Source organism: Alloactinosynnema sp. L-07, assembly GCF_900070365.1.
Taxonomy (GTDB): domain Bacteria; phylum Actinomycetota; class Actinomycetes; order Mycobacteriales; family Pseudonocardiaceae; genus Actinokineospora.
This window is the reverse complement of sequence record NZ_LN850107.1, coordinates 246,822-268,685: the sequence shown is the minus strand read 5'-3', so window position 1 is coordinate 268,685 and position 21,864 is coordinate 246,822. Positions and strand designations below refer to the sequence as shown.

General features: G+C 69.4%; 24 protein-coding genes. 5 read left to right on the top strand and 19 right to left on the bottom strand.

The genetic code is table 11. The features are described 5' to 3' along the window. Positions 1–14: 14 nt before the first annotated feature. Together BN1701_RS01275 and BN1701_RS01270 are read right to left on the bottom strand one after the other, a co-directional pair. A complete protein-coding gene (locus tag BN1701_RS01275) occupies positions 15–461 on the bottom strand; it encodes an NUDIX domain-containing protein (RefSeq protein WP_054044651.1) in 447 nt (148 codons plus the stop codon). Positions 462–550: 89 nt separating this feature from the next. Continuing rightward, the gene (locus BN1701_RS01270) at positions 551–1,036 is read right to left on the bottom strand and encodes a 6-carboxytetrahydropterin synthase (protein WP_054044649.1); all 486 of its coding nucleotides are present in this window, start codon (positions 1,034–1,036) and stop codon (positions 551–553) included. Between the two features lie 430 nt (positions 1,037–1,466). Between BN1701_RS01270 and BN1701_RS01265 the strand changes: the two genes are divergently transcribed. After that, positions 1,467–2,747, top strand: a complete 1,281-nt coding sequence (locus BN1701_RS01265; protein WP_054044647.1) for a helix-turn-helix transcriptional regulator — start codon at positions 1,467–1,469, stop codon at positions 2,745–2,747. Between the two features lie 15 nt (positions 2,748–2,762). Here BN1701_RS01265 and BN1701_RS01260 read toward each other — a convergent pair whose 3' ends face one another. Beyond that, positions 2,763–3,407 (bottom strand): HAD family hydrolase, encoded by a 645-nt coding sequence (locus tag BN1701_RS01260; RefSeq protein WP_054044645.1) that lies wholly within the window; start codon positions 3,405–3,407, stop codon positions 2,763–2,765. A 174-nt stretch (positions 3,408–3,581) separates the two neighbouring features. Here BN1701_RS01260 and BN1701_RS01255 point away from each other — a divergent pair, with 174 nt between their 5' ends. Further along, positions 3,582–4,442 carry a hypothetical protein gene (locus BN1701_RS01255; protein WP_054044643.1) on the top strand — a complete coding sequence of 287 codons (861 nt, stop codon included), beginning with the start codon at positions 3,582–3,584 and terminating at the stop codon, positions 4,440–4,442. 78 nt (positions 4,443–4,520) lie between these two features. Here the strand turns inward: BN1701_RS01255 and BN1701_RS01250 are convergent, their stop codons facing one another. Beyond that, on the bottom strand, positions 4,521–4,679 hold the full coding sequence (locus BN1701_RS01250; RefSeq protein ID WP_157367711.1) for a hypothetical protein: 159 nt from the start codon (positions 4,677–4,679) through the stop codon (positions 4,521–4,523). A gap of 45 nt (positions 4,680–4,724) precedes the next feature. On the opposite strand from BN1701_RS01250, the gene BN1701_RS01245 reads away from it, so the two are divergent. After that, positions 4,725–5,240 carry an NUDIX domain-containing protein gene (locus tag BN1701_RS01245; RefSeq protein ID WP_172803171.1) on the top strand — a complete coding sequence of 172 codons (516 nt, stop codon included), beginning with the start codon at positions 4,725–4,727 and terminating at the stop codon, positions 5,238–5,240. A gap of 197 nt (positions 5,241–5,437) precedes the next feature. Then, on the top strand, positions 5,438–5,971 hold the full coding sequence (locus BN1701_RS01240; protein WP_054044638.1) for an NUDIX domain-containing protein: 534 nt from the start codon (positions 5,438–5,440) through the stop codon (positions 5,969–5,971). 1 nt (position 5,972) lies between these two features. Here the strand turns inward: BN1701_RS01240 and BN1701_RS33850 are convergent, their stop codons facing one another. The 15 genes from BN1701_RS33850 to BN1701_RS01160 all read right to left on the bottom strand — a co-directional run bounded on the left by BN1701_RS33850 (position 5,973) and on the right by BN1701_RS01160 (position 20,225). Then, entirely contained in the window at positions 5,973–7,682 is a 1,710-nt protein-coding gene (locus BN1701_RS33850; RefSeq protein ID WP_082859595.1) for a phosphotransferase, read from the bottom strand. Continuing rightward, complete coding sequence (locus BN1701_RS01230) at positions 7,676–8,500, bottom strand: inositol monophosphatase family protein (protein WP_054044636.1); 825 nt, start codon at positions 8,498–8,500, stop codon at positions 7,676–7,678. Before BN1701_RS01230 ends, BN1701_RS33850 begins: the two co-directional genes overlap by 7 nt. Then, on the bottom strand, positions 8,497–9,075 hold the full coding sequence (locus BN1701_RS01225) for an AAA family ATPase (protein ID WP_054044633.1): 579 nt from the start codon (positions 9,073–9,075) through the stop codon (positions 8,497–8,499). Before BN1701_RS01225 ends, BN1701_RS01230 begins: the two co-directional genes overlap by 4 nt. After that, positions 9,072–9,917: a nucleotidyltransferase family protein gene (locus tag BN1701_RS01220; RefSeq protein WP_054044631.1), complete on the bottom strand. Its 846-nt coding sequence runs from the start codon at positions 9,915–9,917 to the stop codon at positions 9,072–9,074. The genes BN1701_RS01225 and BN1701_RS01220 overlap by 4 nt, the downstream gene beginning before the upstream one ends. Next, the gene (locus tag BN1701_RS01215; protein WP_054044629.1) at positions 9,914–11,104 is read right to left on the bottom strand and encodes a hypothetical protein; all 1,191 of its coding nucleotides are present in this window, start codon (positions 11,102–11,104) and stop codon (positions 9,914–9,916) included. The genes BN1701_RS01220 and BN1701_RS01215 overlap by 4 nt, the downstream gene beginning before the upstream one ends. After that, positions 11,101–11,976, bottom strand: coding sequence for a hypothetical protein (locus BN1701_RS01210; RefSeq protein WP_054044626.1), 876 nt, complete (start codon positions 11,974–11,976; stop codon positions 11,101–11,103). The genes BN1701_RS01215 and BN1701_RS01210 overlap by 4 nt, the downstream gene beginning before the upstream one ends. 29 nt (positions 11,977–12,005) lie before the next feature. After that, the gene (locus BN1701_RS37065; protein ID WP_231949407.1) at positions 12,006–13,469 is read right to left on the bottom strand and encodes an HAD-IA family hydrolase; all 1,464 of its coding nucleotides are present in this window, start codon (positions 13,467–13,469) and stop codon (positions 12,006–12,008) included. After that, positions 13,453–14,379, bottom strand: coding sequence for a sugar phosphate isomerase/epimerase (locus BN1701_RS01195; RefSeq protein WP_054044625.1), 927 nt, complete (start codon positions 14,377–14,379; stop codon positions 13,453–13,455). The genes BN1701_RS37065 and BN1701_RS01195 overlap by 17 nt, the downstream gene beginning before the upstream one ends. A gap of 48 nt (positions 14,380–14,427) precedes the next feature. Then, positions 14,428–14,880, bottom strand: coding sequence for a nucleoside 2-deoxyribosyltransferase (locus BN1701_RS01190; RefSeq protein ID WP_054044623.1), 453 nt, complete (start codon positions 14,878–14,880; stop codon positions 14,428–14,430). A 35-nt stretch (positions 14,881–14,915) separates the two neighbouring features. After that, the gene (locus BN1701_RS01185; RefSeq protein WP_054044621.1) at positions 14,916–15,629 is read right to left on the bottom strand and encodes a 7-cyano-7-deazaguanine synthase; all 714 of its coding nucleotides are present in this window, start codon (positions 15,627–15,629) and stop codon (positions 14,916–14,918) included. Beyond that, the gene (locus tag BN1701_RS01180; RefSeq protein ID WP_054044619.1) at positions 15,626–16,378 is read right to left on the bottom strand and encodes a hypothetical protein; all 753 of its coding nucleotides are present in this window, start codon (positions 16,376–16,378) and stop codon (positions 15,626–15,628) included. The genes BN1701_RS01185 and BN1701_RS01180 overlap by 4 nt, the downstream gene beginning before the upstream one ends. Continuing rightward, the gene (locus BN1701_RS01175) at positions 16,368–17,081 is read right to left on the bottom strand and encodes a 7-carboxy-7-deazaguanine synthase QueE (RefSeq protein ID WP_054055536.1); all 714 of its coding nucleotides are present in this window, start codon (positions 17,079–17,081) and stop codon (positions 16,368–16,370) included. The genes BN1701_RS01180 and BN1701_RS01175 overlap by 11 nt, the downstream gene beginning before the upstream one ends. Continuing rightward, a complete protein-coding gene (locus BN1701_RS35135) occupies positions 17,078–17,836 on the bottom strand; it encodes a 6-carboxytetrahydropterin synthase (protein ID WP_172803170.1) in 759 nt (252 codons plus the stop codon). Before BN1701_RS35135 ends, BN1701_RS01175 begins: the two co-directional genes overlap by 4 nt. A 128-nt stretch (positions 17,837–17,964) precedes the next feature. After that, positions 17,965–18,792: an ATP-binding protein gene (locus BN1701_RS01165; RefSeq protein WP_172803169.1), complete on the bottom strand. Its 828-nt coding sequence runs from the start codon at positions 18,790–18,792 to the stop codon at positions 17,965–17,967. A gap of 20 nt (positions 18,793–18,812) precedes the next feature. Continuing rightward, a complete protein-coding gene (locus BN1701_RS01160; RefSeq protein WP_231949404.1) occupies positions 18,813–20,225 on the bottom strand; it encodes a sporulation protein in 1,413 nt (470 codons plus the stop codon). A gap of 344 nt (positions 20,226–20,569) precedes the next feature. On the opposite strand from BN1701_RS01160, the gene BN1701_RS01155 reads away from it, so the two are divergent. After that, positions 20,570–21,853 carry a helix-turn-helix domain-containing protein gene (locus BN1701_RS01155; RefSeq protein WP_054055534.1) on the top strand — a complete coding sequence of 428 codons (1,284 nt, stop codon included), beginning with the start codon at positions 20,570–20,572 and terminating at the stop codon, positions 21,851–21,853. The last annotated feature ends 11 nt before the right edge of the window (positions 21,854–21,864 follow it).

The window sequence follows — 21,864 nt, the reverse complement described above, 5'->3', positions numbered from 1 at the left end:
CGGTGGACGTCCGGTCAGGACCGGGCGGGCCACCACGGCTGCTCGCGGGTCGGTCCACCGGTGCGCACCCGATCCGCGAGGGCCGTCGGCCGCAGGTCCAAGTGGCCGAGTTCGGTGTCGGTGAACCAGCGCGCTTCGCCGTGGTCGACCCCGACCGCGCTGGGGTCGGTGAGGGTCACGTCGAACAGCAGGGCCAGCTCGAAGACGGTGGGTTGCGTGCCCACGTGCTGGTCACGCAGTTCCACGACGGCGCAGAAGTCCAGGTGGGCCACGTGCGCGTCGACCTGTTCCCGCAGGATGCGCCGCAGGGCGTCTTCGACAGCTTCGCCGGCTCGTACGAGGCCGCCCGGCAGCCGGTACCTGGTGGCGTCGGAGTCGCGGACGACCAGAAGACGATCGTCGTGTCCGACGAGGCCATACACCGCGACGAGCGGGCCGAGGGCGGGCGAGGTGGTAGTCATGGTGCTTCTCACGATCGACGGAGGGGGCGATGTCGAAGGGATACGTCAGGTCGGGCCTGCCCGTGTCCGGCGACCGGTGCCTGCGGTACTCATCGCGGCACCGAGGGCTCGTAGACGGCGGTGTTGAGCCGGGTCTCGCGGACCAGGACCCGCTCGACCCTCGCGCCGTCAGCGCGAGAAAGCCCGGCCAAGACGCTCTCGGCGACCCGCCCCAGCAGGACCGCGACGGCCTCCACGGTGGGCCACGGCAGCCCGCGGGCGAACTGCTCGGCAACGTCCGCCGGGCGCTCGACCCCGAAACAGAACACCCGGCTGCCCTCCGCGATCAGCGGCTCGATCAGCCGGTCGCGCGCGCCGAGCATCGAGGCGTGGTCGAGGTGCTCGTCGATCCACCGCCGAAGCCCGACCTTGAGCGCGCCGAACTCCACCACGGTCACCTCGGGACTCAACTCCGGGGCGCTCACCGTCACTGCGGCCGACCAGGAGTGGCCGTGCAGGCTCACGCACTTGCCACCCAGGTGTGGCAGTCGGTGCCCGGACTCGAACGAATGCTCGACGGTGATCTTGTGCGCCATCAGCGGACCACCGTGCTCGACCAGTCGATCGGCAGGGGCGATTGCGTCAGCATCACCTCGTGCATCTGCACTGAACCAAGCTCACTTTCCGCTAAGTCAGGCGGCCGGGGGTCGAGTACGGCCTGCGGTGACCGGTCGGGGGGCGGCCACCGCAGGCCCGAGGCCAGTCAACGGCGTCGTCCGCCGCGATCACCAGAGCGACCGTGCGGCGGCTGCGAGGCGTCTACGGGGCGGCACCTCACCTGAGCAGGGTTTTCCTGCCGAGATCGGCTGTGTTACCTAAACGAGTGGGTGTTCGGCGTCCGGCCGTGTGTGGTTGGTGGTCGGCTGCGGGGCGCCGGTGAGGCACTCATGGGGCGATACCGGCCGTACGCTGCGGAAACGGGCGAGTACTGTGCGCTATGGAGGGACCGGGGGAAGGGGACGCGCGATGGCGGCACGGCCACTCACTCCGCTGGCCGCTGCTCGCGAAGCCGCCGGCTATACCCAGGAAAGCCTCGCCGTCACGCTGAAGGTTGAGCGCACCACCATCGGCCGATGGGAACGCGGCGTCCAATCGCCCCAGCCGTGGCAGCGACCCGGCCTCGCCCGCGCCCTGCAGGTCTCCCTGGACGAGTTGGACGGCCTGCTGCGCCGCACTGCCCGACGCTCCAGCAAGCCCACCTCCGCTGCGGTCCTGACCCCAGCACCGATCGGCGTTGAGCTGATCCCGCCGGCACCACCCACCAGCGACAGCCACGAGCGCGAACCCGTCGCCGAGGTCGACGTCATCCACGCCGCGATCCCGCGCCTGCGCCGCGCCCTCGACCGACTGGACCTGCCCGACGACGGGCCCACCAGGACCCCGGCCGGCCTGCACGGCGACATCGCCCGCGCCAGCGACGACCGGCTGCAATCCCGCTACGGCAACCTCGCCCGCCGCCTACCCGACCTCATCACCGAACTCGCCCGCGCCGGCCAGCTCGGCGACACCACCGACCGCCGCCACGCCGCAGCCCTGCTCACCCTGGCGCTGCGCGCCGCCGACGGCGTGGCCTTCAAGTTCGGCTACCTGGACCTGTCCGCGCGGCTGATCGACCTCATGCGCTCGGCCGCCCAGCTCGCCGAGGACCCACTACTGCTGGCCGCAGTGGCGTACGTGCGCACCGAGACCTTCTTCGCCAACGGCGACCTGGACACCGCCGCCCGCGCCCTCGAACTCGCCGCCGACCACGTGCCCGACCTCGACACCGCCTCGGCCTCGGCCGCCTTCGGCGCCCTGCACATGCGCGCCGCGGTCGTCGCAGGCCGGGCTGGCAAGCCCGATCGCGCCGCCGACCACCTGCGCGAAGCCCGCCGCGCCGCGACCGGCGTCCCCGAGGGCGTTTACCAGGGCACCGCGTTCGGCCCGGCCTCCTTACGCATCCACGAACTCGCCGTCGCCGTCGAACTACGCGATCCCCTGGGCATCGAACGGGCGGCGGCCTGGCACCCGCCCGACACCCTGCCCGCCGAACGTCGCTCCCACTACTTCATCGACCTCGCCCGCGCCCAGCTCACGCTCGGTCGTCACGAGGACGCCTACCTGTGCCTGCAAGCCGCCCGCCAGGCCGCGCCCGAGCACACCCGCGCCCATCCCCAGGTCCGCCATTCGCTGTCGACCTTGCTGCGTACTCACAGCGCCCCGAGCACGGGACTGCTCGACCTCGCCGCCTGGGCACGTGCCCGTTGATGCCCGGCCGGGCGCTTAGTGCGGAGCCAGCAGATCGGGCAGGTCATGCAGGGAGTCGATCACCCAATCGGCGTCGCGACGCACCAGCGGGTCGTCAGCCCAGAGGTGGCCCCACGGGCCACGCCTGATCAACGCCGTGCGGAACCCCGCCGCCTTCGCCGCCACCACGTCGTTGTCCCGGTGGTCACCCACGTACACCGTCTCGCCGGGTCCGTCGGGCACCATCTCCGCGACGCGCGCGAAGAACTCGAGCGAGGGTTTGGCGACACCCCACTCGCCCGAGGTCGCGACCTGGTCCACCGGCAGGCCCAGCGCACGAAGCAGCTCCGCCGCGCGGGCAGTCTGGTTCCCGGCCACCCCCACCCACAAGCCGAGCTCCCGCAGCCGCGCCAAGCCGGGCAGGACGTCGGGATAAAGGTCGCCGTCCTCGATACGCTCACCCAGTCCGGCCTCTTCCCGTAGCCGCCGCTCGCGGGCGAGGTCGAAGCCCGGCTTGAAGTACTGGAACGTCTCGGCGTTGTCCCGGCCGGCAGCGGTGACCGCACCCAGCACGGTCGAGAAGGTATGACGTGGCACGCCGATCCAGTCGGCCCACGCACCCCACTCGCGCGAGTCGTCCAGCAACGTCTCGCCCACGTCGAACACCACCGCGGTCACCATGCCCCTACTCCTACGTCACCCGCAAACGCCGCGCCACAGAGGGGCTCTGCGGCCCGCACAGCCCTCGCTGACCTCACCGCTGCGAAAGCCGGTCAGGCCGCCGCGTGGCCTGCCGCCACGCCGGACCCTTGACCTGCACCGACGTGCGCAGATCGGGGCTGCCATCCTGAACCGATGAGCACCTCCGGTCCGGGCCGCAGTCGCGACGACTTGGGACGCGCGCTGTTGGCCCAGCACCCTCGCGGCGAGCAATGGCGACAGCTCGACGTGACCATCGCCAACCTGACCTTCGAGCAGATCACCCGTATGGGCTCACTCGGCGAGGAACGCGCCTCCGACCGCCAGGCCGTCCGGGACAGGACCATCGCCCAGATCACCGACCCCGAATTGGCCGGACGGCTCGCCTCCCGATGGATCCGATGGAAAGACACCTTCGGCCTGCCGATGCCCGCCGAACTCGACGACCCGATCGCCGTGCTGCACCACCCCTACCTGCTCGCACGGCAGGCGCCACCGGACCATTCCGGCTGGCACAAGGTGGTCCTGCCCGTGTTCGACGCCGGACTGGCGATCGCAGCGGCAGGCCACGACGACGCGGGAACCGCCGACTACGAACTGCTCACCGCTCCGTGGCGGCAGACCTGCCTCCCATCGCGATACACCGCGACTGACGCCTACGGCCCGCACACCCAAGCCGCGCTGCGAATCCTGCGCCATGCCGAAGCCACGCCGGCAGCGGTTGTGCGCCGGATGGGCCGGGTGTGCGCGGAAATCGACGAGCAACGCTGGGAAGCGGCTTGTGACGCGGTCACCGGGGCGTCGATCGCGTGGGGGTTCCCGCTCCGGGCACGCTGCCTGTACTGGGAGACCGTTCCAGCCGCCGAGGACGCCGTCGACGAGTCACCCACAGACACAGCGGTCGTCAACGCACTGTGGGGCGCGGCGATCTCGCAGGCGTTCGCCGGACGACTCGACCCCGACACCAGCGCGCTGTTGGCCAGCCCCTGGCGGACGGCGGGACTTCCACTCCCTTGATGACCACCTCGCGACGCTCCACGGCAACGGTCAGGCCGCGCCTCTGCCTGACACCGAAGTCGCAGACCGGCGACGACATCATCCGGCCGGGTCGTAGGTGAGGACGAACCTGCTGTGGGTCTTGTAGATGGCGCGGCCCGCCAGTTCGCTGTCCGGGGTACCAGCAGGGTAGACGATGAGCGATGGCGTGCGCTGGTTCCGCTCGGGCGCCCAAGGTAGCGCGGAGAATAACGTCACTCTGCGCAATGTCACGAACAGGTGCGTCGGCATAGGCTTGGTCGGATGATTGATCAGTTGACCGTGGAAGCGGCTGTCACCGATGCTCGCCTTGCTGCGATGGAGTTCGATGACGCCCAGGCGTGGCTGCGCGCCCGCCCGACGCTGACGGAGCCCCTTGCGGCCGAGGTCTGGGTCGCCGACCCCACTTTCAGTCACGTGCTGCTCGTGCGGCACCGTGTGCGCGGGTGGGTTCCGCCTGGAGGGAAGGTCGAGCCGGGTGAGACACCGCGGGTCGCCGCGATTCGTGAACTCGCGGAAGAGGCTGGCGTGGCGGGCGAGCTCCTGCCTGCGCCTGCCGCAGTCGCGGTTCGATCGTTTCGTTCTGACTGGACGCCCACGTTGAGCTTGTCCTACGCCGCAATCGTCGGCCGTGACGAGCCGTTGGGCGGGGAGAGCGAACAGCCTTCGAAGTGGGTCGATTTGGATGAGACGTGGGAGAGCGTGTTTCCAGAGGACCGCGACCGTATCCGCGCTTACGTGCGCCGACTGGCTGCAGGCAACGAAGTCCGGGCGCGCTGAGTCGGGCTGCACGAGTTCGTGGGCAGAGCCTTTGGCGGTGAAGTTCAGGGAGTCGTCAAGCAACGTCGCGTGAGAATCGGACCTCTTGCAACTCCAAGCCCAAGCTTCGCCGTGACCTGTCCTCGTCCAGTTGCCTGACGGTGTAGGCCAGGCCGAGCATTCAGGCCGTCCCCAATTGGACCTGGCAAACTCATCGAGTGATCAAGCACTTCACATCGAGCGTATTCGTCTCCGGGCTGGTCGATGGAGTGTGGAGTCTGGAACTGATCGAGCATCCTCGCCTGCGGCGTTGGATGATCCCCGGTGGTCACGTCGAACTGGGCGAGTCGCAGGTTGATGCCGCACTCCGCGAGGTCGAAGAGGAAACTGGCCGACGGGTTCGATTGGTGCGGCCCCCTGGTCCGGCGGTCCCGCCCGCGTTTCCGCGCACGGCGCTGACGATGCCGTGGTGGATGACCGAGCAGCCGGTGCCGCCGGATGCGCACTACGGGGATCGTCACGTGCATGTCGATCACCAGTACGTCGGCCTTATAGCCGACCCTGATGAGGTGACCCAAAAGCCGGAGCACTTGTTCCGCCGGGTAGGACTGGAGGAACTCGACGGCCTCGCGATGTTTGCCGACACACGGCTGCTCGCGGCCGGTTTGTTCGCGGTCGTGCCGATGCTCGGCGCTGGCGACTTCGACGCGGCGTCCATTCTGACGTCGCTGGCGGGCGATGGGCAGTCGTGATTCAGCCTTGGAGGGCGCGCACCCGCTCGTGCAGAGCGGTGAACTCCTCGACCCGCTTGGTGCGCTGCTTCCACAGCACGGCGAGCCACCGCAGCGCGATCGTGCGCCGCGCGGCGTCGAATCGGGCACGGTTGCCCGGTGTGACGCCGAGATCGGCTTCGGCGCTGCCCCAGACGTCGTCAGGAATGACTCGGGCGCTGATGTGCTCAATATGGTCGGCGGCGTCGACGGCGACATCGGAGAAGCCGCTGAACTCGAAGTCCGCGACATAGGTGGTCTCGCCGTCGTGGAGCCAGTTGAGCAGGTTCGCGTCGCCGCGGGAGTAGACGCGCGTGGCGGGCCGCGCGAGCAGTTCGGCGTCGCCGCTGTTCTCCCAGCGGCGCAGGAGGGCCAGCATGTCCGGGGTCTGGGGATCGTCGGTGGAGTCGGCGAGCTGGCCGGGCCAGACATCGGTGAGCCGGGCGATGTAGTGGCCGATGGAGTCGACGCGCTCCAGGCTGGCCAGCGGCTCGCTCAGCGGAACGTTCTGCAGAGCGCGGGTGGCCTTGGCCAGCGACGTGATGGCCGATGCCGGGTCGAGAACATCGAGGATCGGGGAGCCGGGCAGTAACGTCATGCCGAGGGCCGGCTGTTCGGTGTCCTCGTCGAGCCACAGGGGTTTCGGTGCGTTGCCCAGGCTGCTGGCGTGGATGAGGCCGTGCCATTCGCGCTCGACGCGCTGCCGGTCGGTCTTCTTGAAGAGCTTGATGCAGATCGGTGTGGTGGCCGCGGTCCAGGCGAAGACGTCGTTGTTGCGGCCACCGTCGAGTGCGTGCAGCCCGTGTTCGTGGAGCGTGGCGGCCAGTGCGTCGGCTCCGACTGCACGCGCGGTGCGCAGGGCGTTGAGCAGGTCGGTGGGAGCGGTGTGCTCGCGGTGGCTGGCCAACGTGGTCATCGTTTCGGACTCTCGGTTTCGGCTCGACACGGATGGACGGGGTCTGGCGTGGCCAGCGTAGGAGACGGGTTCGGCGGTTTCGTGGTGCCCCTCGCACTGGCTCAGGTCGATGTCGCCCGTCTGGCTGATCTGACGCAAGGTGGCGTGAATGGCGAGGTGGGTGCCAACCGGGTCGAGGTCGGTGACATCGAGGACGGCGAGCTGGGGGTCGCGTTCGGCAAGCAGTGCGTAGGCGTGGTCGATCCAGGTGAGGTGGGCGCGTTGCTCGCTGGTGAATGCGGGGCGGCGGCCTCCGCCGCGTTCGTCGGCGCGACGGGCGGCAACGTTAGGGGGTACCCGCAGCCACAGCGCTCGGGTGGGGCGCGGCCCGGCCAGGGCTGTGAGGGCATTCAGCCAGTCGAGGGCGACGTCGGTCGGGGCGCGGTGCTGGCGGAGAAGGGCGGCGATCGCGTAGGAGGCCATCGTGTGGATGCCGCGGTCTTCGATCACGACGGCGGCGGGGTTCTCGGCCAGAGCCGGATCGAGGACGGTGGCGACGAGGTCAGCCCGGATAGCGACGGTGATCATGGTGTCGGTGATGGCGTCGCCACTGCGCAGGAAGGGGTCGCCGCTGGTGCGCAGCAGGTCGACGAGGGTGGCCGCGACGGGATCGGTGTCCAGGGTGGCTAGGTCAGGGACGACGGTGACGGGGTGGCCGCTGGCTTCCAGGCACCTCGCGAGCATCCGGCTCTGTGTGCTCTTGCCCGCTCCGGGCAGGCCCTCGAAGGTGATCAGCACGCCACGGCCTCCTCGCCGGTGAAGCCGTTGATCGCGCTCGCACGCTGGACGATGTCGAGGATGTCCTCGATCAGGGCCGGTGCGGCGGCGATGGTGCAGCGTGAGGCAGTGGTGTGGTCGGTGCCGTCGAGATCGGTCACGTGGACGCCCGCTTCGCGGGCGATGACGGCTCCGGCGGCCATGTCCCAGGTGCGGTTGCCGAGGGTGATCGACGCGCCGAGGGCGGAGTCGGCCACCAGGGCGAGGTCGGCAGCGGCAGACCCGAGCATCCGGATGCGTTGCGCTCGGGGCGCCAGGGCGGCGTGGATCGCCAGCATTGTCGCGTTGCGAGGGGCGGCGCCGAGTCCGGTGCCGTAGTCACCGATCGCGACGATCGCCTCGGCCAGGCGCGCCGGGCCGGTGACGCGAATCGGATGGCCGTCTCGGCAGGCTCCGAGGCCGTCCGCTGCCCAGTACGTGCGGCCGAGCTGGGGCAGGGCGATGACCCCGAGCACAGGGTCCTCGTCGACGACCAAGGCGAGGGAGATGCCGGTCAGCGGGATGTCGTGGGTGAGGTTGGCGGTGCCGTCGACCGGGTCGATGACCCAGCGGGTGCCACCGATCGGGCCGCCTTCTTCTTCGCCGTGGACACCGATTCCGGGGGTGGCTCGGGTCAACTCGTCACGCAGGATCCGTTCGATGGCGAGGTCGACGTCGGTGGCCATGTCCCGGTCACCTTTGCTGGTGCAGGTGCGGGGGCGGTGGGTGCGCAGGAACTCCGCGCCGTGCTCGACGGTCGCCTGCGCGATCAGCAGCAATCCTGGCAGTTCGGTGCTCACGAGGTCTCCACGGTTCTCGGGGCCGGTGGACGGATCACGGCGCCGGACGCAGCGAGGGCGTCGAGGTGGCGCAGGACGATGTCGAGGTTGGTGGCGACCGGCTTTCCGGTGTCAAGCAGCAGTTTCGGGCCGGTGATCGGCACGGCGGTGGCGGCAAGGTCCTGGTGTAGCTGCGGGGTGCGGTTGGCCGCTGGGTGATGACCGTGCAGCTGATCGACGGCCAGCCGGGCGTGGGCGACGTCGACCGGGCAGACGCATTCGAGCAGCAGCAAGGGTTGCTGGTGCGTGGCGGCGAAGGCGCGTAGGTCCTCGACCTGGCCGGGGGCCAGCCAGGTCCGCCCGTCGAGCACGACGGTCGTGTCGGGAATGCGCAGCCATTGCCAGACCGCGGTGGCGAACAGGACCTGGACGCAGTGGTCGTCCTGGTCGCGGGTGTAGGTGGTGTGTTCGGTGCCGAACAGCGCGTGCCGGACGGCATCTTTGCGAAGCAGCAGCGCGCCGGGCATGTGGCTGGCGAGCTGCTCGGCCAGCGTGGTCTTGCCGACGCCGGGCAGCCCGGCCAAGGCGATGATCACCGGTGCGGCTCCTCATCGACGGGGAGGCGGGCCGGGGCGTCGGGCAGCAGCGGCCAATGTGAGCGCAGCACCGACCAGCCGGCGAGGACGTCGGCGTGGTGCGGGGTGGGCGGCGCGGTCGCACGTACCTGGCGGATCGCATCGGCGGCGAGGGCCCAGCGCGGCCGAGCCGCGAGCCGGGCCAGCGTGTGGTTGAGCGCATCGGACGGCGCGAGGACTGGGAGCGGGTGGTCGTGCAGGGAAACGGTGACCCCGGTGCAGCGAGTCAGCAGCTCGGGGACGTCGTCCTCGGTACCTGCACGGGGCAGGGCCGTGGCCACGTCGAGGACGATGAGCGGGACGATCGGGTCGCCGGTCTGCCGCGTCCAGGTCCCGTCGTCCCGGCCGGGACGGTAGCCCTGGGTGCGGAGGACGGCGTGCGCGCGTTCGGTGTCGTGGGGCGCGATGAGGAGGTCGATGTCGCTGAACTGGCGGGCGCCGGTGCTGGCGTAGAGGACGTGTTCCACGCTGAGCCCGCCGAGCACGACGACGGAAACGCCGGCGGTGTGCAACGCCGCGGTGTCGGCGAGCGCGGCGATGCGGCAGGCGTAGGTCTTGTACCGGTTGGTTCGCAGCGTGTTGCCGAGGAACCGCGTCACCGTGCGATCCAGCTCGGGGATGGGGTTGTCGTGCAGGTACGCGGCCAGCAGGCAGAGCGTCTTCGACCGCACCGTCTGTTCGAGTACCGCGCCCAGTTCGGCGACCACGGCATGGGCGATCGGCTCGTGGCTGTCGGCGGCGGTGCCCCAGCACAGGGCCCGGATGGCGTCCTCAGCGAGGCGGCCTGTCCGTCGGTCGGTCATCCCCGACCACCCGGCTCGGCCGGTCGGGTGCATGGGTGGTCGAGTAGGGCAGTCACGCGGGTTGCCAGCGTCGTGGGCGAGTCGGTGACCGGGATCCGAACACACGGCACGGTCCGGGCGAGCTGGTCAGCGACGGCGGTGAGTGCGAGTGCGGTCCGGTCTTCGTCAGGGGGCAGGAGCCAGTGGTTGCGGTGCGAGGTGACTCGGGTGACCGGATCGTGCATGAAGAACTGGGTGCGTACCAGGACATCGCGGACCTCGGTCGGCGGCACTGGTTCGGGCGGGAGGTCGCTGGCGCTGCGGTAGGGCCAGAGCATCAGCGTGGGCCGGACCTCGCCGAGGATCCGCGTATCGGGCAGCGCGTCCCGTAGATCGCCCGGCTCGATTGCGATCTTGCCGCTGGGCGGGGACTGGCTGGCCGGGCTGTTCTGGTGCTGTTCGGCGGGCAGGAACCTGGTCATCCCTGGTACGGCGCGCAGCGTGCTGACGGTGGCGCGCAGGTGCATTGGCCAGGCGTAGCCAACCGTGCCGTCGCCGTCGGGGTCGCGGCGGAGCAGGAGCCGGTCGTTGGTGACGAAGTCCCCGCCCACAAGCCGCAGCGTGCTCAGCAGGGTGGTGGTCTTGCCCGCGCCCTTCGGCCCGGCAATCAGCAGGCCGTGCTCGGCGCGCACGAGCGCGGCGGTGTGCGCGTAGATCGCGTCGTGCTCCAGAAGCTGGGCGGTCATGGCCTGTCGCACGAGTCGGGCGGCGAAGAACCGCGCGGCGTCCAGGTCACCGGCGTGCACGGTGATCGCGCCGAGCAGGTGGTCGAGGTGCACGAGGGTGGCGTGGTCGCGAATCCAGAACGCCCGGCCGCCGGGCACGTTGATCGACTGGGCCTGCAGGTTAGGGCCGATGTCGTGGTCGGTGGCGTCGGCGAACAGGACGGCGGTGCCGACCTGGTCGACGGGTACGGCGGTGTGCAGGGTGATGGTCCATCGGCTGGCTGAGGTTCTGGTGCGTGCGTAGGAGTAGAGCGTGGTCTCCGTGCCTCTGATCAGCTCGTCGCGGTCGGCGCGCAGGGTGACGCTGGCCGTGCCCTGGGCGAAGCGGCGCGTCGCGCGTGCGGGTGCGGCGTAGCCGATCAGCGGCCGGATCGGACAGGAGGCGTCGGTGGGCGCGGGTTGGTGCTCGCGTGGGCTCGTCATGGCGCAGTGGCGGGGACGGGGCGGTGCCCGAAATGCGCAGCGTGCTCCTCCAGCCTGGCCAGTTCGGCGGCTGGCGCGTGGCGGTAGAGCGCGGCGAGCCCGGAGGGCATCAGCAGGGCCTCGGCCCAGCTCGGGGATTCACCGTGTCGCAGAGGTCGCTCGGTGAGCTCGCGTTCGGAGCCGACCACGGCGATCTTCGAGGCCGTGCGCGTGATGGTCAGCTCGGGCGCGGGCGCGACTCGGTACTTCAGGTCGCTGTCGACCGCCTCCCGGCTGGTGTGTCCGGTCAGCAGGTCGGCGACGTCGGTGTAGACGTTGAACACCGCCGCCGGGGCGTCGAGGACGACGGTCAGGTGCCAGGCACCGAACGGGATGACGACGTGGTCACCGGCCCGGCACACGTGGTAGTCCATTGTGGATCTTCCGTCGTCGTCGATGTTGGTGTGCAGCATGAGAACCCGTCCGGACAGGCACTGGAAGATTTCGACCTGTGCCGGGGTGTTCCAGTGGCCGAGCGACCGGCCGAGTTCCGGGCTGTCATTGAGGTTCGCAGCGGTGTAGACGACGAGGTCAGCGAACCAGGCGTGCGTGCCTGCTGCGCCGTTGAGCGGCTGCCCGGTCTTGGGCCGGGGCGCGATGATGTCGCGGTAGGCGAGGTATAGCTGCGGGTCGATGCCGTGATTGAGCATCGCGCGCACCTCTTTGGGGTTGACCAGGTAGACCGATCCGTCGGCGTCGGCGCCCGTCAGCAGGTCGCGGAGGTGGCGTGCCCGGCCTTCGCGGGTTGATGCCGCGACGAGCAGGTCCAGGCTGCTCGGCGGCAGCGGGCGGGGAGAGACACGGGCCGTGGGGATGGCCAGCGGCGTGATCATAAAGCGGCTTTCCTCGGATCGGTGGTGGGTCAGGCGCAGGTCGCCAGGACGGCGTCGGGCATCTGGTCGAGGGTGGTGATAGCCCGCACGCCGGCGGGGCAGGGTTTGCCGCGCGGGTTGAACAGCACCGCGCGGCATCCAGCGTTCAGCGCGCCCTGGATGTCGGTGGTCAGGCTGTTGCCGACGTGCACCACTCGGTCCAGGTCCGCGCCCGCGGCGGCGGCGACCGCGGCGAACATCTCGCGGCGAGGCTTGGCCAGCCCGACATCGGAGGAGAAGACGGTCTCGTCGAACACCGTGCCCAGGTCGTGGTCGTCGAGGATGAGACGGGACACGGACGCCGGGGTGGCGAGGGTGTTGGAGGTCAGCACGAGCCGGGCTCCGGCCTGCCTCAGTGCCCAGAGCGCGTTGTGCGCGCCGGGGATGAGGTCGGGGCACGCCCGCAGGACCGCGTGGGTGTGCGGCACGAGCAGGGTGTCGACCAGCCTCGTGTCCGGGGCCAGGTCCATGACGGTGAGCATCTGCTCGACTTGGCCGCGCACCGGAGGTTGTTCGCCGGTCGTGCGTTGGCGTTGCTGGGTGTCCGCGCGCACGGTGAGGATCGCCTCACGGATCTGGTCCGAGGGCAGGTCGTGGCCGAAGTCGGCGAGCACGGTCTCGAACTCGCGGATCCGCCAGGCGGCCTCGGCATCGCGGTCGCCGTAGGTGATCAGCGTTCCCCACAGGTCGACGCTGACCACCCAGCTCTCCAGCGGGCCTGCCGCGGCCGGTGTCGTCCGCTCCTCGGCACGCTGTCCGTCGAACGTCGGGTCGCGCCGCTGGTTGTGCAGCCATGTGGTGGTGGCCGCGAGGTCGTCGCTGCCCAGCAACAACGATCCGGCGACCACGGCGTCGGCGCCGGCGTCGGCGAGCGAGGGAACGGTGTCCTCGCGGATGCCGCCGTCGGCGATGACACGAAGCTGGTCTCGGCCGGTGCGGGCGGCCAGCGCCCGTAGGCGCCGGAGGCGATCCGGCGCCGTCGGGTCCATCGTGGTGCCCTTGGTGCCCAGCGGTGTGCCGATGAGGACCACGAAGTCAACGTCGTCGAGGTACGCGGCGATGGTGTCGACGGGTGTGTCCAGGCGCAGTGCGATGCCAGCGGTGCCGCCCAGCGCGCGGACTGCGTGCAGGGCGTCGCGGACGTCGTCGGCCTCCGCGTGTACGGACAGCAGGTCCACCCCGGCTTGGGCGAACGCTTCGACCAGGGGCAGGGCGCGCTCGGCCATGATGTGGACGTGGAACGGCACCTCCGTGTGCGGTCGCAGCGCCGCGATGAGGTCTGGGAAGAACAGCGGGCTGGGCACGAAGCGGGTGTCGGAGGCGTCGATGTGGAAGACGTCGGCGTAGGGGGCCAGCCGAGCGACGTCCGCGCCCAGGTCGGCCAGGTCGGCCGACCACAGCGACACCTCGACCGCGAGCCGGTCGCGCGGGTACAGCTCAGCCAGCGGCAGCATCGCGGACCACCTGGGCGTCGACGGGGAAGTGGGCGCGGCAGTGTTCGACGGAGCTGGCGATCAGCTTCAGCACCTCGGCGGTGTTGTCCTCGAACCGCGGGTAGACCTCCAGGATCACCGAGATGTCGGAGAGGTTGTTGTCGGCCAGGCAGGCGGCGAGGGCGCCGACGTCAAACGTGCCCTGCGGGTGCGGCCAGCCCCAGTGCGGGTCGCCGTGGCCGTCGGTGTTGTCCAGGTGGATCTGTCGGATGCGCGAGCCGAGGTTGTGGATCCAGCTCTCGATCCCGGCGTCGGCACCGTGCAGCCGTTGGAACATCGTGTGCCCGGTATCCAGCGTGAGCCCGACGTTGTCGACCCCGCGCCCGCGCAGGGTGTTCAGCAGGGTCTGGCAGTGGTCGATGTAGGCCGGGTACTCCCGCAGGATTGGGGTCGGCTCGACCAGCAGCTCGCGTACTCCGCTGTCGGCGGCGCGGCGGGCGAGTCGTTCGAGGTGGTCGACGAGCTCGTTCTGGCGGTCGTTGCGGCGGTTGGTGTCGGCGGCGTCGGCCTCGCTGATAGTGCCCATCGGACCTCCGACGGCCGGAGCGCCGAGTTCGGCGGTGAGGTCGATGGCGCGTTGCCACCAGGTCAGGGCGGCGGCGCGGGCGTCGGCGTCCGGGTCGAGCAGGCCGCTGGGCACGTAGTGCGCCAGTCCGACGAAGCACGAGTCGATGACCAGGTCGTACGCCGCGGCGGCGTCGCGTACCCGGCAGGCCAGCCGGGCGCGCTGCTCGTCGGGCCACCAGGGGTCGAGCAGGTCGAACGTGAACTGCACCCGGTCGAGGCCGAGCTCTTCGCGTACGAACGCGGCCCAGCGTTCCGGTTCCGGCATCCGCTTGACGGCGAAGCAAAGATTGACGCCTAGGGGCATGGCGAGACTCCTTGTCGAATCAGTGATTTGGCAAGCTGGAGGTTTCGGTCAGGCAACGGGCGTCAGCGCGTCGAGGTGGGCGCGCAGCATGTCGCTGAGCTCGTCGATCGAGCGGGCGATGCCGCCGTTGAGCGAGTAGTCGATCATCAGGTTGTTGGAGTCGGTGCCGCCGAAGCGGCGGGAATCGGTCTGCAGCCCGAAGCAGTCCGCGCCGCAGGCGCGAGCCATACCGAGTTCCACGCAGCCGCCCTCGTCGGGGACACGGCCGTCGAGGATGAACACGAAGATCGCGCACTCGGTGATCGCGGCGCAGTCCAGCTCGTAGAGCCGGCGCCGGACGGTGTCCTCGTCCAGGCCCTGGCGGACCAAGGGGGCGGCTTCGCCGCCGTCACGCTGGGGCAGAAAGGTGTCGAGGCCGAGGGCACGTACCGCGGCGTCGACCTGGAGGTTGAAACCTTTCTCCGCGTCGCAGAACAGCGGTGCGGCGATGTATGCCTTCATGGAGATGCTCCTCGATCGAGGGTCGGCAGGGTTGGTCAGCTGGCCATAGCCGCGCCGACGGTGGCCAGCGCGGCGAAGAACTCATGAGCCCGGTGGTCGGGGTATCGGCCATCGCGCATGGCCGGGATGTAGAACTCGCGGACCCGGTCCCAGGTCCAGGGCTGCTGCTCGAACTCGGCCTCGACGCCGTTGTTGACCAGGGACGTCCAGCGGCGCAGGCAACTGGGGCACCGGCCGCAATGCACGGTGCTGCCGTCGGTGCGGCTGCAGGAGAACGTCAGCAGCAAGTGGTCTAGCGGCAGGCCCTGCGCGAGGTACCAGGCGATGATCTCGGTCTTGGTCATGTCCCAGAACGGGCTGTCGACTCGGGTCGGCTGCTCCGAGAAACGGGCGATGAACCGGCCCATGTCGGCGAACGCCTCGCGGCTCTTGTCGAGGGTGTGATCGCCCTTGACACCGATGCACCACACCACTTCGGCGCGGTTGGCCGCGAGCATCGCCAGGTGCACGTTGCGCAGCGGGATGATCGCGTCCTCGGCTTCCCACGCCCCGAGCCGCAGTTCGTCGCTGATCTCGACCTCGATCCCGGCGGCGTCGGCGAGCGCGGCGATGGCCGCGCGTTCCTGACGGGCGTAGCGATGATCGAGGTCGAAGTACAGGCCCGGCGGGCGGCCGAGGTAGTGCCAGGCGGGGTAAGAGTCCAACCCGGCGGAGAACAGCAGGACCTCGGGGACCCGAGTGTCGGTCATCGCAACGCTCCTGTCTGGGTGTGCAGCACGGGCGAGAGCAGTTCGTCGATCTCGGCCAGCACGCTCGGCGTGGTTCGGGTGCCGACCCGGATCCGCCGGATGCGGTCGGGGAGGGCGTCGGCGATCATGCGGTAGGCGTGGCTGTAGCGAGGCAGGAACAACAGCCGCTCCACCGAGCCAGGGTTGCCGCCGCCGCGGCCTCGGGTGATGGCGCGTTCGCGAGCCAGAGGCCAGGGCATGTCCAGCCACAGCGCGACGTCGGGGTGCAGGAACCACGGGGCGGCGACCGCGCGGACTTGCTCCAGCAGCAGCGTCGGGTCCACGTCGGGGTGTTGTTCGGACAACACCGCCAGGGCGTAGGCGAGCTTGGAGTACACGCCGTGGTCGATGACGACGACGTCATGCTCGGCCAGCACCGGCCGGTAGAGGACGCGGTGGTTGTAGGACTCCCGACACAACCGCAGCAGGACGTCGACCGTGGCGTGGTGCGCCGCGTCGTAGCCGCCAAGTCCGTCGCGGCGACGCAGCGGCGCGGTGTCGAGCATGTCCGACAGGCGTTCGACGACGCCGTGGCGGGGCCTGTAGTGCATGACGCAGGTCGAGAACCCGGCGGCGGTCAGCCGCTCGCCCAGCGCGGTGGCGGTCGAGGTTTTCCCTGCGCCCCAGATCCCTTCGACGGTGATCAGCACACCGCGGGTGGCCTCATAAGGCGGCACGTCGGCACGGCCGGCGGCAAGGTCAGCGGCCACGCTGGTCTCCCCAGGCGAGCACGTGCAGCCGCGTGGTCAGGTGGAAGCCGCGCTCGATGGCCGGGTCGGCGATCTCGGCCAGCCGCCTCGTGACCTCCTCGGCGGTCCGACCTTCGGGCATCACGTAGACCGGTGCCAGATCGTGGTCGGCGACGAGCTCGGTGATCTCGTCAAGGTCGGCAGTGCTGGAGACGACGAACTTGAACACGGCCCGGCCACTGGCCGCGAAGTGGCCGAGCACCCGGCCCTTGATCCGCTTCGAGATCGGCATCCCAGCGCCGAAGCTCGATAGCTTCGGCGACACGTTGAACCGGGTGACAGACGCGAGCAGATCCGGTGCGGGCGCGATCGTGCCGTTGGTCTCGATCTCCACCTGTAGCCCAGCGTCCACGAGCCCTTGCACAAGTGCGATGAGGCGGCCCTGCTGCATCAGCGGCTCGCCGCCCGTGATCACCACGAGATCGACCGGCTGCTCCGTCGCCCAGGCCAGCAGGTCGCTGATCGAAGCGACAGTGCCTTCGGCGTCCAGGTCGAACCGGGTGTCGTCCCAGGTGTAGGGCGTGTCGCAGTCCTGGCAGGTCAGGTTGCAGTTCATCAGCCGGATGAACACTGCACGACGCCCCATCGACGGCCCCTCGCCCTGCACGGTCGGGCCAAACGTCTCCGCGACGAGCAGCTCGTCGTCGGCCAACGTGATCGTCACCGGCCGCTCCACTCATCCTGGCTGAACTCGGCCCATCGGCGCGGCGACTCCCAGACGCGAACCGCCTGGACCACGGCGGCCTCTCGTGCGTTGGCTTGGCTGAGGGTCCACGCATACAGGTGCTCGGCAAGCAGTTCCGATGTCGGCTGGAACGGGAGCACGGCGTTCAGGTCGTGGTGGTCCAGGTGGAGGTCGAGGTACTCGGCGAGCAGGGCGCGGAGCCTGGCGCGGCGGCGGGGATCCGTCTGCGAGTCCAGCCGGAGGGCCACCCGATAAGAGTGGCCGTGAGGCCAGCCGCACTTGTGTCCGCCCGGCAGGCCCTCCAGATGGTGGGCAGCCTCGAAGGTGAACGACTCGTCATCGACATGCCGGCACGCCGCCGTGGCTGTGCCGAGGCCGACGTGGATGGCGCGGAGCTGCTTTCCCCGCTCGGGTGGCATGTGGGCCAGGAACCACGCGGTGAGGTGCTGGGCGAGCGCGTCGGTGGTGGTGTCGAAGGTGAACAAGGCGTTCAGGTCGCGATGGTCCAGTTCGCGCTTGAGGTACTCACCGACGGGGGCGAGTTCGGCGTAGTCCGCCACGAAACCGGGCGCCAGCAGTTCGGTGTCGGTGAGCTCGACCTCGACGGTGAAGGTGTGCCCGTGGGGTCGCGCTGCCTTGTTCTCGGCGTCGGGCAGTTTGGTGAGGCGGTGCGCCGCAGCGAACGAGAAGCTGCCGTCGCCGATGCGGTAGCGCCCCCGAGCCAGGTCGCTCACCGCGCCTCGGGTTGAGCTCGCTGGGTGGGGTCTCACGGTCCGTCCTTTCGTCGTGTACTGCTTGTGACCAGCTCTCATGCAATCGCGATGTGGATCGCGGCGGGAGGGCTCACGAGGGGGCTCACGGATCACCCGGCGTGTGGCGGCTTGCGCTCCCAGCCGGTACGGCGGGCCACGAGGTGGATGGGCAGGCAGTGCGGCAGCCGTACGTGCAGTTCAGCGCCGACCTGCGCGCGGGCCTGCATGTTCGCCGACGCAGTCTGTGCGCCGAGCGCCATATCGGCGGCGACGCGTGCCATGAAGTCCCAGGTCGGCCGTACCTCGGCGAGAACCGCAGGGTGACGCCGGAGTTCGTCGGCAGGGTGCCGGAATACCCATGCGCGCGGACGGAACTGCTCGACCTCGAACCAGCGGTCCGGGTCAGGATCGTCAGGAAAGGCGTGCTCGAACCTGATTGACTCCGCTTGCTCATTGCCAAGACGAAACACTGCGAAATGGCCTTCGTCACCGATGTCGCGCAGCGTCTGGTCCAACAGATCGGCGTTCCGAGCGAGGACGTCATCACGGATGATGCTCGCCCGGTTGTCAATGCGCTCTCGACACCGCTCGACGCTGGCGGTGAAGACCAGGGCGATCACAGGTATCTCAAACTCGGCCGCTATGTCGAGGAGTTCCGCACGCTGATCGCTGCGGAGGTTCGTGGAGTCAACCACGGTGGTGACTCTGTTCCGGAGGCGTTGGCGGAGCATGTCAATTAGTTGCTTGCGCGCCGGGGAGCTGTTCGACTGACTGGCCGGGTCGTTGCACATCCGGGCACGGAACTCATCCATCGAGAGGATCTCAACGGGTGCAAAGTGCCGGTATGCGAAGGTGCTTTTGCCGCTCCCCTGCAAGCCGACGAGAATTATCAGGGCAGGGTTCGGAAGGTTGATTTTGAGTATGTCAGAGGTTGTCACGATCAAGGCTCTTTCCGTACTCAGGCCGCATATATTTCGCTCTTTACCCGACGTGTCAGTTCGGCTACGTGGGGGTCGGTGCGCCAGCGTGACATCCGGGAGATCAAAGCGTGGAGGTAGTCCACCGCGCGGGCCGAGCTGACAACAGCGAGAGCGGACACGGCGCGGTGGCCGTGGTCCAGAGCGTGTTCGAGATCGGGCTGGTATTCCTGCAGGTAGGTGCTGCCGAGGACGCTTTGACGGATGGCGTACGCCCTGGCGAAGGTGTCGGTAGGCATGGCGGCTAACTCGTTCCAGCGCTGCGCCTCGCGCGGCCGACCGAGATCGCGGTGGATCTCAACTGCGTCGGAGGCGAGCCGGTGCTCGTCGAAGAAGTCAATCCAGGCCGGGTCGTCGCCGGTGCGGGAGCTTGCGGCGTCAAGCAGGCGCTCGGCCGTGGCGAGGGCGCCGTCGGCCATGCGGGCGTTGCCGCTGCGCGCCCAGATGCGGGCCTCTATCAGCTTGAAGAAGCCCTTCACGCGCGGAGTGGCGTGCCCGCCGACGCGATGAAACGCGCTGTCGGCCATGTCGATCGCGTCGTCGTGGAAGCCGCCGAGGCTGCACTGCAGGGCCATGCAGGTCAACACGTAGCCGCCGAGCTGGACATCCCCCGCGGCGCGGGCCTGGCGCAGCGCCTGGATGTAGTGCCGCTGGGCGGTGGCGTGATCGCCATTGTCGAACGCGGTCCACCCGGCGAGCCGGGCGAGCTGCGCCGTGGCGGTGAACAGCCGGCGTCCGACGGCGTCGCTGTAGGAGCCGTGCAGTAGCGGGGCCGCTCGCTCTTTGAGGCAGACGGTGAGCTGAGACGATCGCCAGTTGCCGCCCCCGTAGCGAGAATCCCACTGCCGGGCCTGTTCGGCTGTTTCGAGCAGTTCGACGACATCGGCTTTCCCAACACGCCGGAAGGCTGCGGGTGACCGCGAGGCGGCGGTGTCGTCAACGGGAAGCGCAAGCCAACGACGCACCGGGGTGTTGTAGTTGACGACAGCGACGCCGGGGACTCGGTTGTCGCGATGGTCCACCTGGCTCCAGAACCTGGTCGCGACTTGCACCGCAGTACCGAGCTCGCGCGGGAACTCCAATCCGACACTCGAGTCGACCCCAGGATCGTGATCAAGGTCGATCTCCGCCAGGCTGACCGGTCGTCCGAGCCGTTCTTCGAGGACTTGAGCGATAAGCGGGCGTACCGCCTGCGCTGGCCGCATTCCCCTCTTCATCCAGTTCGTCCAACTGGTGTGGGTGTAGTGCGTCTTCAGCCCGGCGGTCTCCGCAAGCTGGTTGAGCCGGAAAGCCAACGATTTCTTCGCCGCACCAGATGCCTCGACCAGACGGGTCAAAGCGAGGTTGGGCTGATGCGTCGCACTCACGGACAGCGGTGGATCGAGCACTCCCACCAGCGCACCCGCGAGTGGGAACCCGCCAAAGCGGAGTGCGGTCTCACCACCACTCACCCCTCAGCGGCACGTCTCGGCAAAACGGTTCCGGACACTCGGGCTGCGGCGAAGCGGACACCGGCCCGGACAGCGGCCAGGCCAGGCCAGTCAACGCTCGGTGATCAACGACAGCCAGAGCGCCGATGAGGCGGCCACTGGGCGACAATGAGGCGGCACCACATGTGACCTGCATAAACGACTTTTCTGAGGTGGTAGTCCGAACGGGTGCAGCTCGCCGAGCGGGTGATCAGTCTTGACCGGTAGCTGGCTATCGTGGCAGGTGACCAAGGGGCGAGGTGGTGTTCATGGGCAACCGGCGAGATGCGTTCGCCGCGCGGCGTGAGCAGATGGGCTACACCCAGGAGAGCTTCGGGGCGGCAGTGGGAGTGGAATTCTCCACTGTCGGACGCTGGGAACGGGGCGACCTGACGCCGCAGCCGTACCGCCGCCACCGTATCGCCAAGGCGCTCGATGTGAGCCTCGACGAGTTGGGTGCGTTGCTCACGCCACCCCGGCAGACTTCTACCGTTGCCGTTGTACTACCCGACCCTGCGGAGGCCGACGACATGAACCGTCGAGACCTGCTGCGCTTGTTCAGCATGACGGGCGCGCTGCTCGCGCTGCCTGCTGAAGAGACAGCTCTCGGCGATGTCGACCGGCTCGCTGCGGCGGCTCGCACCGGCATGGTGGACACGGCCGGGGCAGCGGAGTTCGCCCAGCTCAACTCCCATCTGTGGCGCGTGTTCGCTCTGTCGCCGACCAAGGCGCAGGTACTGCCGCTGGCGCGGGCCCAACTCGACGTGCTCACCGCCTCTCTACGCCGACCGCAGACACCAGCCATTCGGCGGCAGCTGTGCGAACTGACCGCCGACCTGTACCAGCTGGCCGGTGAGATCTTCTTCGACGGCGACCGGTACACCGACGCCGCCCACTGCTACGCGCTGGCGGCGACAGCGGGCAAGGAGGCCGCCGCGTCCGACCTGTGGGCCTGCGCGTTGACCAGGCACGCCTTCATCGCCGTGTACGAGCGCCGGTTCGCCGAGGCCGTACCGCTGCTCGACCTGGCCGCCAACCTGGCCCGCCGAGGCGATCCCGCCCTCTCGACCCGGCAGTGGATCGCCGCCGTGCAGGCAGAAACCTTCGCCGGTCTCGGTGACCTGGACGCCTGCCAGCGCGCGCTCGACACGGCCGCCGAGGTCCAGCACCTGCGGGGATCCGTCCATAACGGCGGCTGGCTCCGGTTCGACGGCTCCCGCCTGGCCGAGGAACGCGGCACCTGCTATGTCAACCTGGGCCGCTACGACCTCGCCGAGGCCGCCCTGACCGATGCGCTGGCCGGCGACCTGACCGCTCGCCGGAAAGCCGGTGTGCTCACCGACCTGGCGATGATCGGAGTGCATCGTCGCGACCCTGACCAGGTTACGAACTATGTCGACGCCGCCCTGGCCACCGCCCGCCAGACCGGCTCCGGAGTCATCGCGCGCAAGTTGCGCGGCCTCCAGCCGAACCTGGCTCCTTTGCTCACCGACCAGCAGATCCAGCGACTCGACGCCGAGATCACCGAACTCGTCGGCAACCGCGCCGCATGATGGAGGACGAC

What these genes read in the sequence shown, in the direction of transcription:
- BN1701_RS01275 (WP_054044651.1), bottom strand. Translation starts at nt 461, where the DNA reads ATGACTACCACCTCGCCCGCCCTCGGCCCGCTCGTCGCGGTGTATGGC.
- BN1701_RS01270 (WP_054044649.1), bottom strand. Translation starts at nt 1,036, where the DNA reads ATGGCGCACAAGATCACCGTCGAGCATTCGTTCGAGTCCGGGCACCGA.
- BN1701_RS01265 (WP_054044647.1), top strand. Translation starts at nt 1,467, where the DNA reads ATGGCGGCACGGCCACTCACTCCGCTGGCCGCTGCTCGCGAAGCCGCC.
- BN1701_RS01260 (WP_054044645.1), bottom strand. Translation starts at nt 3,407, where the DNA reads ATGGTGACCGCGGTGGTGTTCGACGTGGGCGAGACGTTGCTGGACGAC.
- BN1701_RS01255 (WP_054044643.1), top strand. Translation starts at nt 3,582, where the DNA reads ATGAGCACCTCCGGTCCGGGCCGCAGTCGCGACGACTTGGGACGCGCG.
- BN1701_RS01245 (WP_172803171.1), top strand. Translation starts at nt 4,725, where the DNA reads ATGATTGATCAGTTGACCGTGGAAGCGGCTGTCACCGATGCTCGCCTT.
- BN1701_RS01220 (WP_054044631.1), bottom strand. Translation starts at nt 9,917, where the DNA reads ATGACCGACCGACGGACAGGCCGCCTCGCTGAGGACGCCATCCGGGCC.
- BN1701_RS01215 (WP_054044629.1), bottom strand. Translation starts at nt 11,104, where the DNA reads ATGACGAGCCCACGCGAGCACCAACCCGCGCCCACCGACGCCTCCTGT.
- BN1701_RS01210 (WP_054044626.1), bottom strand. Translation starts at nt 11,976, where the DNA reads ATGATCACGCCGCTGGCCATCCCCACGGCCCGTGTCTCTCCCCGCCCG.
- BN1701_RS37065 (WP_231949407.1), bottom strand. Translation starts at nt 13,469, where the DNA reads ATGCTGCCGCTGGCTGAGCTGTACCCGCGCGACCGGCTCGCGGTCGAG.
- BN1701_RS01195 (WP_054044625.1), bottom strand. Translation starts at nt 14,379, where the DNA reads ATGCCCCTAGGCGTCAATCTTTGCTTCGCCGTCAAGCGGATGCCGGAA.
- BN1701_RS01190 (WP_054044623.1), bottom strand. Translation starts at nt 14,880, where the DNA reads ATGAAGGCATACATCGCCGCACCGCTGTTCTGCGACGCGGAGAAAGGT.
- BN1701_RS01185 (WP_054044621.1), bottom strand. Translation starts at nt 15,629, where the DNA reads ATGACCGACACTCGGGTCCCCGAGGTCCTGCTGTTCTCCGCCGGGTTG.
- BN1701_RS01155 (WP_054055534.1), top strand. Translation starts at nt 20,570, where the DNA reads ATGGGCAACCGGCGAGATGCGTTCGCCGCGCGGCGTGAGCAGATGGGC.